Here is a 14,442-nt window from a genome sequence, read left to right as displayed (position 1 = left end):
TCGGCGCTGCCGAAGGCGGGTTCGGGCAGTATCCGGCGCAGGTTGCGCCGGGTGCGGGCCCGTTGCCCGGAATCTGGAATTCCGCGTGCGGGGCGTCGTTTCGCGCGCGTAACTTGGCTCTTGTCGTGTCAGGCTTTGCATTCAACAAACTGGTCATCTTCGGCGTCGGCCTGATCGGCGGATCGCTGGCCCGCGCGCTGCGCGAGCGCGCGCCGGGCGGCGCGGGCGAGATCGTCGGCGTGGGCCGTTCGCGCGCGTCGGTCGAGCGTGCGCTGTCGCTCGGCGTGATCGACCGCGCGGCGGCGCTCGACGACGACGCGCAGTTGCGCGGCGCCCTTGCCGGCGCCGATCTCGTCTTGCTCGCCGCGCCCGTCGCGCAGACGGGCCCGTTGCTCGCGCGCATTGCGCCATGGCTCGACGGCGCGACGATCGTCACCGATGCGGGCAGCACCAAGTCCGATGTCGTCGCGGCTGCGCGCGACGCGCTCGGCGCGCGGATCGCGCAGTTCGTGCCGGGTCATCCGATCGCCGGGCGCGAGTCGAGCGGCGTCGAGGCCGCGTTGCCGGATCTCTACGTCGGCCGCAACGTCGTGCTGTGCCCGCTGCCGGAGAACGCGCCCGAAGCGGTGGCCCGGATCGACGCGATGTGGCGCGCGACCGGCGCCGACGTGCGCACGATGAGCACCGAACAACACGATCGCGTCTTTGCGTCGATCAGCCATCTGCCGCACGTGCTGTCGTTCGCGCTCGTCGAGCAGATTCTCGGCGAGGTCGACGCGGAACTGAAATTCTCGTATGCGGCCGGCGGTTTTCGCGATTTCACGCGCATCGCCGCGTCGAACCCGGAAATGTGGCGCGACGTGTGCGTCGCGAACCGCGCGGCGCTGCTCGACGAACTCGACGGCTACACGCGCGTGCTCACGCGGCTGCGCGCGGCGATCGACGCCGGCGACGGCGCGGCGCTCGAAGCCGTCTTCACGCGCTCGCGCGCCGCGCGCAACGCATGGCAGGAACGCGGCGGCACGCCCGCTGCCGAACCGGTCAAGAAATAACAGGACGATTCCCATGGACTACCTCGATCTCGGCCCGTACTCCAGCGCATCGGGCACCGTGCGCCTGCCCGGCTCGAAGAGCATTTCGAACCGCGTGCTGCTGCTCGCGGCGCTCGCCGAAGGTGAAACGACGATCACCAACCTGCTCGACTCCGACGACACGCGCGTGATGCTCGACGCACTCGGCAAGCTCGGCGTGAAGCTCGCGCGCGACGGCGACACCTGTGTCGTCGCCGGCACGCGCGGCGCGTTCACCGCGAAGACGGCCGACCTGTTCCTCGGCAACGCGGGCACGGCCGTTCGGCCGCTGACCGCGGCGCTCGCGGTGAACGGCGGCGACTATCGCGTGCACGGCGTGCCGCGCATGCACGAGCGGCCGATCGGCGATCTCGTCGACGGCTTGCGCCAGATCGGCGCGCAGATCGACTACGAGCTGAACGAAGGCTACCCGCCGCTGCGGATCAAGCCCGCGACGATTTCGGTCGATGCGCCGATCCGCGTGCGCGGCGACGTGTCGAGCCAGTTCCTCACCGCGCTCCTGATGACGCTGCCGCTCGTGAAGGCGAAGGACGGCAGGACCGTCGTCGAAGTCGACGGCGAGCTGATCTCGAAGCCGTACATCGACATCACGATCCGGCTGATGGCGCGCTTCGGCGTGACCGTCGAGCGCGACGGCTGGCAGCGCTTCGTGGTGCCGGCCGGCGTCCGCTACCGCTCGCCGGGGCGGATCATGGTCGAGGGCGATGCGTCGTCCGCGTCGTACTTCCTCGCGGCCGGCGCGCTCGGCGGCGGCCCGCTGCGGGTCGAGGGCGTGGGGCGGGCGAGCATCCAGGGCGACGTCGGCTTCGCGAATGCGCTGATGCAGATGGGCGCGAACGTGACGATGGGCGACGACTGGATCGACGTGCGCGGCATCGGCCACGATCACGGCAAGCTCGAGCCGATCGACATGGACTTCAACCTGATTCCCGACGCGGCGATGACCATCGCGGTCGCGGCGCTGTTCGCGAACGGCACGAGCACGCTGCGCAACATCGCGAGCTGGCGCGTGAAGGAGACGGACCGCATCGCCGCGATGGCGACCGAGCTGCGCAAGGTCGGCGCGATCGTCGAGGAAGGCCCCGACTATCTCGTCGTCACGCCGCCGGAAAAGCTCACGCCGAACGCGGCGATCGATACGTACGACGATCATCGGATGGCGATGTGCTTCTCGCTCGTCAGCCTGGGCGGCGTGCCCGTGCGGATCAACGATCCGAAGTGCGTCGGCAAGACGTTCCCCGACTATTTCGACCGCTTCGCCGCGCTCGCCAAAGCCTGACCTGACTGTTCCGATGAAATCGACCCGACCCTTTCACCCGACTCCCGTCATCACGATCGACGGCCCGACCGCTTCCGGCAAGGGCACCGTCGCGGCGCTCGTCGCCGCGCACCTTGGCTTCCACCTGCTCGACAGCGGTGCGCTGTACCGGCTCGCCGCGCTCGCGAGCGTGCGCTACGGCATCGCCGCGGAAGACATCGACGCGCTGGTGAAGCTGATCGACGATCTGCACATCACGTTCCGTGAAGGTTGCGCGCAGCTCGACGGCGTCGACGTGTCGAACGACATTCGTGCCGAAGCGGTCGGCAACCGCGCGTCCGCCATTGCCGTGCATGGCCCCGTGCGCACCGCGCTCGTCGCGCGCCAGCGCGCGTTCCGCAAGACGCCGGGCCTCGTCGCCGACGGGCGCGACATGGGCACCGTGATCTTCCCGGACGCCGTGCTGAAGGTGTTCCTGACGGCCAGCGCCGAGGCACGCGCGACCAGACGGCATAAGCAATTGATGCAAAAAGGTTTTTCTGCTAATATAGATGACTTGCTCCGGGATCTTCGTGAACGTGATGCGCGCGACAGCAATCGCGCAGCCGCGCCGCTGAAGCCTGCGGCAGATGCCGAGCTGCTCGATACGTCGGCACTTTCGGTCGATGAAGCCGTCGATCAAGTGCTGCAGTGGTACCGGGCGCTCGGCCAGCCCGCCTGAGAAGGCGGGCAGCGGTAGGTGCTCCGCGTCGCAAGCGCGGAGCGTGTTTCGAACCCTTAACCCCGTGTGGTCCTCGATCTGGCCCTTTCAGCCTGCCATTCCGGCCGGCGTGGCACAGCGAGCCATGCACAATCAGATTTTTATGTCCGACCTGCAAACCTCTACCCCGAATACCGAATCCTTTGCGGCTCTGTTCGAAGAGTCGCTGACCCGCCAAGACATGCGCGCCGGCGAAGTGATTTCCGCCGAAGTCGTGCGCGTCGACCACAACTTCGTGGTCGTCAATGCAGGCCTGAAGTCCGAGGCTTACATTCCGATCGAGGAATTCCTGAACGATCAGGGCGAGGTTGAGGTGCAGTCGGGCGATTTCGTGTCCGTCGCGATCGACGCACTCGAAAACGGCTACGGCGACACGATCCTGTCGCGCGACAAGGCGAAGCGCCTTGCATCGTGGCTGTCGCTGGAAAAGGCGCTCGACAACAACGAGCTCGTCACCGGCACGATCACCGGCAAGGTGAAGGGCGGCATGACCGTGATGGTCAACGGCATCCGCGCGTTCCTGCCGGGTTCGCTGGTCGACACGCGTCCGGTCAAGGACACGACCCCGTACGAAGGCAAGACGCTCGAGTTCCGCGTGATCAAGCTCGATCGCAAGCGTAACAACGTCGTGCTGTCGCGTCGCGCAGTGATCGAAGCAACCCAAGGCGAAGAGCGCGCGAAGCTGCTCGAGACGCTGAAGGAAGGCGCGATCGTCAACGGCGTGGTCAAGAACATCACCGATTACGGCGCGTTCGTCGACCTCGGCGGCATCGACGGCCTGCTGCACATCACCGACATCGCATGGCGTCGTGTGCGTCACCCGAGCGAAGTCCTGTCGGTTGGCCAGGAAGTCACCGCGAAGATCCTCAAGTTCGACCAAGAGAAGAACCGCGTCTCGCTGGGCATCAAGCAACTGGGCGACGATCCGTGGGAAGGCATCTCGCGCCGTTACCCGTCGGGCACGCGCCTGTTCGGCAAGGTCACGAACATCACCGACTACGGCGCATTCGTCGAAGTGGAATCGGGCATCGAAGGCCTCGTCCACGTGTCGGAAATGGACTGGACCAACAAGAACGTCGCGCCGTCGAAGGTTGTCCAGCTGGGCGACGAAGTCGAAGTCATGGTCCTCGAGATCGACGAAGACCGTCGTCGTATCAGCCTCGGCATGAAGCAGTGCAAGCCGAATCCGTGGGATGACTTCAGCCGCAACTTCAAGAAGGGCGACAAGATCACGGGCGCAATCAAGTCGATCACCGACTTCGGCGTGTTCATCGGTCTGCCGGGCGGCATCGACGGCCTGGTCCACCTGTCGGACCTGTCGTGGAGCGAAACCGGCGAAGAAGCCGTTCGCAAGTACAAGAAGGGCGACGAAGTCGAAGCAATCGTGCTCGGTATCGACGTCGAGAAGGAGCGTATTTCGCTCGGCATCAAGCAACTCGAAGGCGACCCGTTCAGCAACTACGTTGCAATGAACGACAAGGGCTCGATCGTCGACGGCGTCGTGAAGTCGGTCGATGCGAAGGGTGCGGTCGTCACGCTGACGGGCGACATCGAAGGCTACCTGCGTGCATCGGAAATCGCACAGGATCGCGTCGAAGACGCACGCAACGTGCTGAAGGAAGGCGACAAGGTCAACGCGATGGTGATCAACATCGATCGCAAGTCGCGCGGCATCAACCTGTCGATCAAGGCGAAGGATTCGGCCGAACAACAGGAAGCGATCCGCGGCCTGCAGTCGGACTCCAGCGCTGCTGCGACCGGTACGACCAACCTCGGCGCGCTGCTGAAGGCGAAGCTCGACGGCCAGAACCAGTAAGCCTTACGAGGTCTGCTGAAGTATGACCAAATCCGAGTTGGTCGCGCAGCTGGCATCGCGATTTCCGCAACTTGTCCTCAAGGATGCGGATTTCGCGGTGAAAACGATGCTCGATGCGATGTCCGACGCCCTGGCGAAAGGGCACCGCATTGAAATTCGGGGTTTCGGCAGCTTTGGCCTCAATCGTCGCCCGGCGCGCGTCGGACGCAACCCGAAGTCGGGGGAGAAAGTGCAGGTGCCCGAGAAGTTCGTGCCGCACTTCAAACCAGGCAAGGAATTGCGTGAACGCGTCGACGGCCGCGCCGGTGAACCGCTGAAGGCTGACGATCCGGACGACGAGCGTTGAGCGTCGTTCGGTGCCCGGAACCTGTCCGGCGAAGGCTGAAAAGAAAAGCGCCCCTTGCGGGCGCTTTTTTCATTTCCGGCAGTCGACGCGCGACGCCGCGCACAGGATGTGCGCAGCCGCGGAAACGCTTCCTTTACAATACGGGTCGATTCGGTGCGACGCAGGGGAGTCGCGCGCCGCGGCAAACCTCAACAAAGAGAGGGCTTCATGAAGTTTATCGTCTGGCTGATCCGGGTATTGGTGTTCGTCCTGCTGCTGGTGCTTGCGCTGGCCAATACACAAACCGCGACGCTGAATTTCGTTGCCGGCTACGCATGGCAAGCGCCGCTGATCCTGATCGGCCTGGCATTCTTCGCCGTGGGGCTGCTGGCCGGCCTGCTGTCCGCGCTGCCTTCGATCTTCCGCCTGCGTCTCGAGAACGGGCGTTTGAAGCGCGATCTGCGTGCGGCGCGCGAAACGCCTGCCGTCATCGACCAGCCGCCGATGCCGCCCGTCATTTAACCCGGACGCCGCGCGATCATCGCGCGGTTTTCGTCTCTGCTTCGATATTTCGCATGGATCTGGATTTCTGGTGGTTGCTCGCGATTCCGGTCGCTTTCGCGCTCGGTTGGGCGGCGTCACGCTATGACCTGAAGAATCTCCTGTCGGAGAGTGCCAACCTGCCGCGCTCGTATTTTCGCGGCCTGAATTTTCTGTTGAACGAACAACCCGACAAGGCGATCGATGCGTTCATCGAGGTGGCCAAGCTCGATCCCGAAACGGTCGAGCTGCACTTCGCGCTCGGCAACCTGTTTCGCCGTCGCGGCGAGACCGACCGCGCGATCCGCGTGCACCAGAACCTGCTGAGCCGCACCGACCTGCCGGTCAACGAGCGCGACCACGCGCTGTACGAACTGGGCCAGGATTTCCTGAAAGCCGGCTTGCTCGATCGCGCGGAAGAGGCGTTCCACAAGCTCGCGGACGGCGACTACGCGCTCGGCGCACAGCGGGCGCTGCTGACGATCTACGAGATCGAGAAGGACTGGAACAAGTCGATCGATACGGCGAAACGCATCGAGTCGATGAGCGACAAGCCGCTCGGCACCGAAATTGCGCAGTTTCACTGTGAACTCGCGCAGGACGCGCTGCAGCGCAAGCATGCCGACGCAGCGGCCGAACAGTTGCGCCTTGCGCTGACCGTGAATCCGCAGAACGTCCGTGCGACGATCCTGTCCGGCGACGCGGCGGAAGCGGCGGGCGACCACGCGGCCGCGATCGAGCACTGGAAGCGCGTCGAAGCGCAGAACCCGGCGTATCTGCCGCTCGTCGCCGACAAGCTGATGAAGGCGTACGTCGCGCTCGGCAAGAACGTCGAAGGCGCCGAGTTGCTGATGGGCTACGTCGATCGTTATCCGTCGAACGACCTGCTCGACATCGCCTATCAGCATATCGCCGGGTTGCGCGGCCAGGATTCGGCGCACACGCTCGCGCGGACGCAGATGGAAAAGTCGCCGAACCTGTCGGGGATGCTGCACCTGCTCGATGCGCAGATCGCGGCGGCCGAGGAACCGCGTCGTAAGGAACTTGAAATGATGCGTGCGCTGATCAAGCAGCGCACGAAAAATCTGCCACGGTATACGTGCCAGAATTGCGGTTTCCGGGCACGGCTCTTCTACTGGCAGTGCCCCGGATGCAGCGGCTGGGAAACCTATGCGCCGCGCCGCGTCGAACCTGCGATGCCGGGCTGATCCCGGCACGCGGAGCCAACGCGCTGCGGTTGCCGCCGGACTCGTCCCGGCGGCCAAGTTAGTCAATTACCGGGAAGTACCGGAACATCTATGAAAATCACCATCATCGGCACCGGCTATGTGGGCCTCGTCACGGGCGCCTGCCTCGCGGAGATCGGTCACGACGTCTTCTGTCTCGACGTCGATCCGCGCAAGATCGACATCCTGAACAACGGCGGGATGCCGATTCACGAACCGGGGCTGCTGGACATCATCGCGCGCAACCGCACGGCGGGGCGCCTGCGCTTCTCGACCGACATCGAGGCGAGCGTCGCGCATGGCGAGATCCAGTTCATCGCGGTCGGCACGCCGCCCGACGAGGACGGCTCGGCCGACCTGCAGTACGTGCTCGAGGCCGCGCGCAACATCGGCCGCCACATGACGGGCTTCAAGGTGATCGTCGACAAGTCGACGGTGCCGGTCGGCACCGCGCGGCGCGTGTGCGGCGTGGTCGACGAGGCGCTTGCTGCACGCGGGCTCGCGGGCAGCGTCGCGCATCGCTTCTCGGTCGTGTCGAACCCGGAATTCCTGAAGGAAGGCGCCGCGGTCGAGGACTTCATGCGCCCGGACCGGATCATCATCGGCGTCGACGACGACGAAACCGGCACGATCGCGCGCGAGAAGATGAAGAAGCTCTACGCGCCGTTCAACCGCAACCACGAGCGCACGATCTACATGGACGTGCGTTCGGCCGAGTTCGCGAAGTATGCGGCGAACGCGATGCTCGCGACGCGCATCTCGTTCATGAACGAGATGTCGAATCTCGCCGACAAGGTCGGCGCCGACATCGAGGCCGTGCGCCGCGGGATCGGCTCCGATCCGCGCATCGGCTATCACTTCCTGTATGCCGGCGTCGGCTACGGCGGCTCGTGCTTCCCGAAGGACGTGCAGGCGCTGATCCGCACCGCGGGCGAGAACGGCCAGCCGCTGCGCATCCTGGAGGCCGTCGAGGCCGCCAACCATGCGCAGAAGGACGTGCTGATCGGCAAGATCGAGCAGCGCTTCGGCGCCGACCTGACGGGCCGCGAATTCGCGGTGTGGGGCCTCGCGTTCAAGCCGAACACCGACGACATGCGCGAGGCGCCGAGCCGCCGCCTGATCGCCGCGCTGCTCGAACGCGGGGCGACCGTGCGCGCTTACGATCCGGTCGCCGTCGACGAAGCGCGGCGCGTGTTCGCGCTGGATTTCGGCGACGATGCGGACGCGCTGGCGCGGCTGCATCTCGTCGACACGCAGGACGTCGCGGTCACGGGCGCGGACGCACTCGTGATCGTCACCGAGTGGAAGGAATTCCGCAGCCCCGATTTCACGCGCCTGAAGGCCGAACTGAAGGCGCCGGTGATCTTCGACGGGCGCAACCTGTACGAGCCGGACGCGATGGCCGAACTGGGCATCGACTACTACGCGATCGGCCGGCCGTACGTCGATCCCCAGTCGTTCTCCCGTGGCTGAACGTACGATGAATACTCTTCGCGAAATCGTTCCGGTGCCGCGCGAGCAACTCGCGCGCTCGCGTGTGCTCGTCGTCGGCGACGTGATGCTCGACCGCTACTGGTTCGGCAACGTCGATCGCATTTCGCCTGAAGCGCCGGTGCCGGTCGTGCACGTGCAGCGTCAGGAGGAGCGGCTCGGCGGTGCGGCCAACGTCGCGCGCAATGCCGTGACGCTCGGCGGCCAGGCCGGGCTGCTGTGCGTCGTCGGTTGCGACGAGCCCGGCGAGCGGATCGTCGAGCTGCTCGGCAGCAGCGGCGTGACGCCGCATCTCGAGCGCGATCCGGCCTTGCCGACCACGATCAAGCTGCGCGTGCTCGCGCGCCAGCAGCAACTGCTGCGCGTCGACTTCGAGGCGATGCCGACGCACGAGGTGCTGCTCGCGGGGCTCGCGCGCTTCGATGCGCTGCTGCCGCAGCACGATGTCGTGCTGATGTCGGATTATGCAAAAGGCGGCCTCACGCACGTCACGACGATGATCGAGAAGGCGCGTGCGGCCGGCAAGGCGGTGCTGGTCGACCCGAAGGGCGACGACTGGGCACGCTATCGCGGCGCATCGCTGATCACGCCGAATCGCGCGGAACTGCGCGAGGTGGTCGGGCAGTGGAAATCGGAAGACGACCTGCGCGCGCGCGTCGCGAATCTGCGTGCGGAGCTCGACATCGACGCGTTGCTGCTCACGCGTTCGGAAGAGGGCATGACGCTCTTTTCCGCGGGCGGCGAACTGCATGCGCCGGCGCTGGCGCGCGAAGTGTTCGACGTGTCGGGCGCGGGCGACACCGTGATCGCGACGGTCGCGACGATGCTCGGCGCCGGTGTGCCGCTCGTCGACGCCGTGGTGCTCGCGAATCGCGCGGCAGGCATCGTGGTCGGCAAGCTCGGCACGGCCACGGTGGACTACGACGAACTGTTTCACTGAGTGCATTCGGCGGCGCGACGAGCGCGCCGCACGGGTGGCTCGCACTTTTCAGGCAGGACGATCATGACCCTCATCGTCACCGGCGCAGCCGGTTTTATCGGCGCGAACATCGTCAAGGCGCTCAACGAGCGCGGCGAGACGCGCATCATCGCTGTCGACAACCTGACGCGCGCGGACAAGTTCCGCAATCTCGTCGACTGCGAGATCGACGACTATCTCGACAAGACCGAATTCGTCGAACGCTTCGCGCGCGGCGATTTCGGCAAGGCACGCGCGGTATTTCATGAAGGCGCCTGTTCGGACACGATGGAAACCGACGGCCGCTACATGATGGACAACAATTTCCGCTACAGCCGCGCGGTGCTCGATACCTGCCTCGCGCAGGGCACGCAGTTCCTGTATGCATCGTCGGCCGCGATCTACGGCGGCTCGACGCGTTTCGTCGAGGAGCGCGACGTCGAGGCGCCGCTGAACGTGTACGGCTATTCGAAGTTCCTGTTCGACCAGGTGATCCGTCGCGTGCTGCCGAGCGCGAAGAGCCAGATCGCGGGCTTCCGGTATTTCAACGTGTACGGCCCGCGCGAGACGCACAAGGGCCGCATGGCGTCGGTCGCGTTCCACAACTTCAACCAGTTCCGCGCGGAAGGCAAGGTGAAGCTGTTCGGCGAGTACAACGGTTATGCGCCGGGCGAGCAGACGCGCGATTTCGTATCGGTCGAGGACGTGACCAAGGTGAACCTGTTCTTCTTCGATCATCCGGAGAAGTCGGGCATCTTCAATCTCGGCACGGGCCGGGCGCAACCGTTCAACGATATCGCATCGACGGTCGTGAACACGCTGCGCGCGCTCGACAACCAGCCGCCGCTGACGCTCGCGCAGCAGGTCGAGCAGGGGTTGATCGAATATGTGCCGTTCCCCGATGCGCTGCGCGGCAAGTACCAGTGCTTCACGCAGGCCGACCAGACGAAACTGCGCGCGGCCGGCTACGACGCACCGTTCCTGACCGTGCAGGAAGGCGTCGACCGCTACGTGCGTTGGCTATCCGGCCAGGTTTAAACCGGCGAGTTGCATCGATAGACTGGGTCTCACGGTCGGCAGCCGCCGGCCGTTTTTCTTCGGAGATCCAGCACATGATCAGGAAATGGTTTGCCGCAGCGGTCATGCTCGGCGCAGTGGCGTCGGCCTGGGCGGCCGTCGACGTCAACACCGCGAACGAGGATGCGCTCGTCGGCATCAAGGGCATCGGCCCGGCGCGGGCGAAGGCGATTCTCGACGAGCGCGGCGCACGCGGTCCGTTCAGGAATGCGGACGATCTCGCCACGCGCGTGAAGGGCATGGGCGGGCACACCGTCGAGCGGCTGCAGCAGGAAGGGCTGACGATCGGTGCCGCGGCGGGCGCGGGCACGACGCCGTCGGCCGCGGGCAAGCCGGCGGCAGCGAAGCCGGCCGCCGCACCGGCCCGCACCGCGCAGAAATAACGGGCCGCGCGTACCCGGCAAAGGGCTCCTTCAGCCGCCGTCGTTGCGACGGCTTCCCGCGGCATGCCGCGGGTTTTTTGCGTGGGGCCGCGTGCGCGGCGAAACGCGAACCGCGCGGCACGCGTATTCCTTCGTCGCAATGGGGTTGCCGGCGCGCGTGCCGGTGCTGGTTTACAATCGATCGATTGATCGGCCTCGTACTCACGGTATATCCATGGCTTACAAAACTATCGAAGACACGATCGGCAATACGCCGCTCGTGCAACTGGTCCGCCTGCCGGACGACGAGATTCGCGCTCGCAACAACGTGGTGCTCGCGAAGCTCGAGGGCAACAATCCGGCCGGTTCCGTGAAGGATCGCCCGGCGCTGTCGATGATCAGCAAGGCCGAGGCGCGCGGTCGCATCAAGCCGGGCGATACGCTGATCGAGGCGACGAGCGGCAACACGGGCATCGCGCTCGCGATGGCCGCGGCGATCCGCGGCTACAAGATGGTGCTGATCATGCCGGAGGATCTGTCGGTCGAGCGCCGCCAGAGCATGGCGGCCTACGGCGCCGAAATCATCCTGACGCCGGTGAAGGGCGGGATGGAACTGGCGCGCGACCTCGCGGAGCAGATGCAGCGCGAAGGCAAGGGCGTGATCCTCGACCAGTTCGGCAACCCCGACAATCCCGTCGCGCACTACGAAGGAACGGGGCCGGAGATCTGGCGCGACACCGACGGGCGCATCACGCACTTCGTGTCCGCCATGGGCACGACGGGCACGATCATGGGCACGTCGCGCTACCTGAAGGAACAGAATCCGGCGATCGAGATCGTCGGTGCGCAGCCGGAAGACGGCTCGCGTATTCCGGGCATCCGCAAGTGGCCGGAAGCGTACATGCCGACCATCTTCGATCGCAGCCGCGTCGACCGCGTTGAGAGCGTGAGTCAGGCTGCGTCGGAAACGATGACGCGCCGGCTCGCGGCGGTCGAAGGCATCTTCGCGGGCATTTCGTCGGGCGGCGCATGCGAAGTCGCGATGCGCATCGCGCGCCAGGTCGAGAACGCGACGATCGTGTTCATCATCTGCGATCGTGGCGACCGCTACCTGTCCACGGGCGTGTTTCCCGCCTGAGCGAGCGGGGTGCGCGATTCGCGCATCGATAAAAAAAGCGCCGCGTTCTGTGAACTGCGGCGCTTTTTCTTTGGGTGGCCAGTGCTTACTGCGGCTGCGCGTCGTCGGCGGCGGGCTGCAGCGCGCCAGTGGCCTCCATCTGCGCTTTCACGGCCTCGCCGAGCTGGTACACGGTGAGTGCGTAGAAGAAACTGCGGTTGTAGCGCGTCAGCACATAGAAGTTCTTCAGGCCGAGCATGTATTCGGTCGCACGCCCCGGCGTCGGCAGGTCGACCACCGTCACCGGCGTGCCCGCTTCGGTCGTGATGTTGACCGTCGGCTCGTTCAGCGTCATGCCCGCGCGCAGCAGTTGCGACAGCGCCCAGTGCGGTTCGGGCTGGCCGTCGGCGGCGGCCTGTGCGATGCCCAGGCTGCCCGTGTCGGGCGTGATCTGCCAGACCACCGGGCGGTCGGTTTCCCAGCCGTGCTGCTTCAGGTAGTTCGCGACGCTGCCGATCGCATCGACAGGACTGCTGCGCAGATCGACGTGGCCCGTGCCGTCGAAGTCGACCGCATATTCGCGGATGCTGCTCGGCAGGAACTGCGGAATCCCGATCGCGCCGGTGTACGAACCGAGCACGGTGGTCGGGTCGAGCTGGTTGTCGCGGGTCCAGACCAGGAAGTCTTCGAGGTTCTTGCGGAACGTGGCCTGGCGGCTGTCGCGATTCGGCGTGTCCGGGTAGTCGAACGTGAGCGTCGTCAGCGCGTCGAGCACGCGGAAATTGCCCATGTAGCGGCCATAGATGGTCTCGACGCCGATGATGCCGACGATTACCTCGGGCGGCACGCCGAACTGCTCGGCGGCGCGCTGCAGCGTGGCCTGGTTCGCCTTCCAGAACTTCACGCCCGCGTTGATGCGGATCGGCTCGATGAAGCGCGAGCGATAGACACGCCAGTTCTTGACCGTCGGCGACGGGGCCGGCCTCACGAGCTTGACGGCCGTCGCCGAGTAGCTGATGCGCGAGAACAGCGCATGCAGGCTCGCCGAATCGAAGCCGTTGCGGCTCACCATCTCGTCGATGAACGCGTCGACCTTCGCATTGTTCGCGTAACGCTGTGGAACGATTTCCTCTTCGAAGGTCTGGCCTTGCGATGTCGGCTGCTGCGGCTGGGCCTGGGCGACGAGCGTGCCGGCGGGCTTCGCCGGCTGCGTCTGCGCGACGGCAGGCGCGGTGCCGAGGGCCGCGGCGATGGCAGCGACGACGAGCGGAGCGCGAACACGGCACAGCGCGGAGAGAAGGGCGGCAGGCTTGCTGGAATTCATGTCGAAGCGGGCGGACAGGGCGATTGTGTTCGGCGCAGTATACCCGACGCATCCGGCGCGCCGGGCCGATGTCGGCCCCCGTTGTGGTAAGTTAGCGGCGAATTCGCGGCAGACGATGGACATCATTGAGGGAGACCTGCGACGCACCGTGCGCCGCGGATGACAGCTTATGGCAACCGCTTTCTATACGCACCCCGACTGCATGCTGCACGAGATGGGGGAATGGCATCCGGAATGTCCGGCCCGCCTGTCGGCGATCCAGGATCAACTGATTGCGAGCCGCATCGACGACCTGATCGTGCACGAAACCGCGCCGTTTGCGAGCGAGGTCGCGCTGGGCCGCGTGCATACGCAGGCGCACATCGACTACATCCGGAGCATGACGCCGGTCGACGGTTACGTCGAGATCGATCCCGATACGTTGATGAACCGCGATACGTGGCGCGCGGCACTGCGCGCGGCCGGCGCCGCGATCGCGGCGACCGATGCGGTGATCGAAGGCCGCTATGCGAATGCGTTCTGCGGCGTCCGTCCGCCCGGCCACCATGCGGAGCCCGCGCGCGCGATGGGCTTCTGCTTCTTCAACAACGTCGCGATCGCCGCGCGGCACGCACTCGATGTACACGGCATCGAGCGTGTCGCGATCATCGATTTCGACGTGCACCACGGCAATGGCACCGAGGCGGCGTTCGCGAACGACGAGCGCGTGCTGATGTGCAGCTTCTTCCAGCATCCGCTGTACCCGTTCTCGGGTGCCGATCATCAGGCGCCGAACATGGTCAACCTGCCGATGCCGGCACGCAGCAACGGGATGGCGATCCGCGAAGCCGTCGACATGTTCTGGCTGCCGCGCCTCGACGCGTTCAAGCCGCAGATGCTGTTCGTGTCGGCCGGCTTCGATGCGCATCGCGAGGACGACATCGGCAATCTCGGCCTCGTCGAGGCCGACTTCGAATGGCTGACCGCGCAGATCGTCGACGTGGCGCGCCGGCATGCGCAGGGCCGTATCGTCAGCTGCCTCGAGGGCGGCTACAACCTGTCCGCGCTCGGGCGCAGCGTCGTCGCGCACCTGCGCGTGCTGGCCGGGATCTGATCCT

General features: G+C 65.8%; 14 protein-coding genes. 13 read left to right on the top strand and 1 reads right to left on the bottom strand.

Features of this window, described 5'->3' with window-relative positions; all coding sequences use genetic code 11:
* Positions 1-125: 125 nt before the first annotated feature.
* The 12 genes from HWX03_RS11585 (at position 126) to cysM (ending at position 12,042) form a co-directional block, all read left to right on the top strand.
* Complete coding sequence (locus HWX03_RS11585) at positions 126-1,052, top strand: prephenate dehydrogenase/arogenate dehydrogenase family protein (RefSeq protein WP_175871322.1); 927 nt, start codon at positions 126-128, stop codon at positions 1,050-1,052.
* A 13-nt stretch (positions 1,053-1,065) separates the two neighbouring features.
* The gene (gene aroA, locus HWX03_RS11580) at positions 1,066-2,370 is read left to right on the top strand and encodes a 3-phosphoshikimate 1-carboxyvinyltransferase (RefSeq protein WP_089466931.1); all 1,305 of its coding nucleotides are present in this window, start codon (positions 1,066-1,068) and stop codon (positions 2,368-2,370) included.
* A 13-nt stretch (positions 2,371-2,383) separates the two neighbouring features.
* On the top strand, positions 2,384-3,070 hold the full coding sequence (cmk, locus tag HWX03_RS11575; RefSeq protein ID WP_166957493.1) for a (d)CMP kinase: 687 nt from the start codon (positions 2,384-2,386) through the stop codon (positions 3,068-3,070).
* A gap of 124 nt (positions 3,071-3,194) precedes the next feature.
* On the top strand, positions 3,195-4,925 hold the full coding sequence (gene rpsA, locus HWX03_RS11570; RefSeq protein WP_347879285.1) for a 30S ribosomal protein S1: 1,731 nt from the start codon (positions 3,195-3,197) through the stop codon (positions 4,923-4,925).
* Between the two features lie 22 nt (positions 4,926-4,947).
* A complete protein-coding gene (locus HWX03_RS11565) occupies positions 4,948-5,271 on the top strand; it encodes an integration host factor subunit beta (protein WP_006486894.1) in 324 nt (107 codons plus the stop codon).
* 207 nt (positions 5,272-5,478) lie between these two features.
* Positions 5,479-5,772 (top strand): LapA family protein, encoded by a 294-nt coding sequence (locus HWX03_RS11560; RefSeq protein ID WP_012328123.1) that lies wholly within the window; start codon positions 5,479-5,481, stop codon positions 5,770-5,772.
* 53 nt (positions 5,773-5,825) lie between these two features.
* The gene (gene lapB / locus HWX03_RS11555) at positions 5,826-6,998 is read left to right on the top strand and encodes a lipopolysaccharide assembly protein LapB (RefSeq protein ID WP_174388310.1); all 1,173 of its coding nucleotides are present in this window, start codon (positions 5,826-5,828) and stop codon (positions 6,996-6,998) included.
* Between the two features lie 90 nt (positions 6,999-7,088).
* Positions 7,089-8,489 (top strand): UDP-glucose/GDP-mannose dehydrogenase family protein, encoded by a 1,401-nt coding sequence (locus HWX03_RS11550; RefSeq protein ID WP_174433090.1) that lies wholly within the window; start codon positions 7,089-7,091, stop codon positions 8,487-8,489.
* A gap of 7 nt (positions 8,490-8,496) precedes the next feature.
* Positions 8,497-9,447: a D-glycero-beta-D-manno-heptose-7-phosphate kinase gene (rfaE1, locus tag HWX03_RS11545; protein WP_175871321.1), complete on the top strand. Its 951-nt coding sequence runs from the start codon at positions 8,497-8,499 to the stop codon at positions 9,445-9,447.
* Between the two features lie 63 nt (positions 9,448-9,510).
* Positions 9,511-10,503: an ADP-glyceromanno-heptose 6-epimerase gene (gene rfaD / locus HWX03_RS11540; protein WP_175871320.1), complete on the top strand. Its 993-nt coding sequence runs from the start codon at positions 9,511-9,513 to the stop codon at positions 10,501-10,503.
* 74 nt (positions 10,504-10,577) lie between these two features.
* Positions 10,578-10,925, top strand: a complete 348-nt coding sequence (locus HWX03_RS11535) for a helix-hairpin-helix domain-containing protein (RefSeq protein ID WP_175871319.1) — start codon at positions 10,578-10,580, stop codon at positions 10,923-10,925.
* 214 nt (positions 10,926-11,139) lie between these two features.
* Positions 11,140-12,042 carry a cysteine synthase CysM gene (gene cysM, locus HWX03_RS11530; protein ID WP_175820298.1) on the top strand — a complete coding sequence of 301 codons (903 nt, stop codon included), beginning with the start codon at positions 11,140-11,142 and terminating at the stop codon, positions 12,040-12,042.
* Positions 12,043-12,127: 85 nt separating this feature from the next.
* Here the strand turns inward: cysM and mltB are convergent, their stop codons facing one another.
* Positions 12,128-13,471 carry a lytic murein transglycosylase B gene (gene mltB / locus HWX03_RS11525; protein WP_175871318.1) on the bottom strand — a complete coding sequence of 448 codons (1,344 nt, stop codon included), beginning with the start codon at positions 13,469-13,471 and terminating at the stop codon, positions 12,128-12,130.
* Positions 13,472-13,514: 43 nt separating this feature from the next.
* On the opposite strand from mltB, the gene HWX03_RS11520 reads away from it, so the two are divergent.
* The gene (locus HWX03_RS11520; protein ID WP_175820296.1) at positions 13,515-14,438 is read left to right on the top strand and encodes a histone deacetylase family protein; all 924 of its coding nucleotides are present in this window, start codon (positions 13,515-13,517) and stop codon (positions 14,436-14,438) included.
* The last annotated feature ends 4 nt before the right edge of the window (positions 14,439-14,442 follow it).

The organism is Burkholderia sp. BCC0397 (assembly GCF_902832865.1).
Classification (GTDB): domain Bacteria; phylum Pseudomonadota; class Gammaproteobacteria; order Burkholderiales; family Burkholderiaceae; genus Burkholderia.
Note: the sequence above shows the minus strand (reverse complement) of the source record. Positions and strands in the feature narration are given on the sequence as shown.

Coding starts and splice junctions, on each gene's coding strand:
- lapB (WP_174388310.1), top strand. CDS start 5,826: ATGGATCTGGATTTCTGGTGGTTGCTCGCGATTCCGGTCGCTTTCGCG.
- cysM (WP_175820298.1), top strand. CDS start 11,140: ATGGCTTACAAAACTATCGAAGACACGATCGGCAATACGCCGCTCGTG.
- rpsA (WP_347879285.1), top strand. CDS start 3,195: ATGCACAATCAGATTTTTATGTCCGACCTGCAAACCTCTACCCCGAAT.
- HWX03_RS11550 (WP_174433090.1), top strand. CDS start 7,089: ATGAAAATCACCATCATCGGCACCGGCTATGTGGGCCTCGTCACGGGC.
- HWX03_RS11565 (WP_006486894.1), top strand. CDS start 4,948: ATGACCAAATCCGAGTTGGTCGCGCAGCTGGCATCGCGATTTCCGCAA.
- rfaD (WP_175871320.1), top strand. CDS start 9,511: ATGACCCTCATCGTCACCGGCGCAGCCGGTTTTATCGGCGCGAACATC.
- cmk (WP_166957493.1), top strand. CDS start 2,384: ATGAAATCGACCCGACCCTTTCACCCGACTCCCGTCATCACGATCGAC.
- rfaE1 (WP_175871321.1), top strand. CDS start 8,497: ATGAATACTCTTCGCGAAATCGTTCCGGTGCCGCGCGAGCAACTCGCG.
- HWX03_RS11560 (WP_012328123.1), top strand. CDS start 5,479: ATGAAGTTTATCGTCTGGCTGATCCGGGTATTGGTGTTCGTCCTGCTG.
- HWX03_RS11520 (WP_175820296.1), top strand. CDS start 13,515: ATGGCAACCGCTTTCTATACGCACCCCGACTGCATGCTGCACGAGATG.
- aroA (WP_089466931.1), top strand. CDS start 1,066: ATGGACTACCTCGATCTCGGCCCGTACTCCAGCGCATCGGGCACCGTG.
- HWX03_RS11535 (WP_175871319.1), top strand. CDS start 10,578: ATGATCAGGAAATGGTTTGCCGCAGCGGTCATGCTCGGCGCAGTGGCG.
- mltB (WP_175871318.1), bottom strand. CDS start 13,471: ATGATGTCCATCGTCTGCCGCGAATTCGCCGCTAACTTACCACAACGG.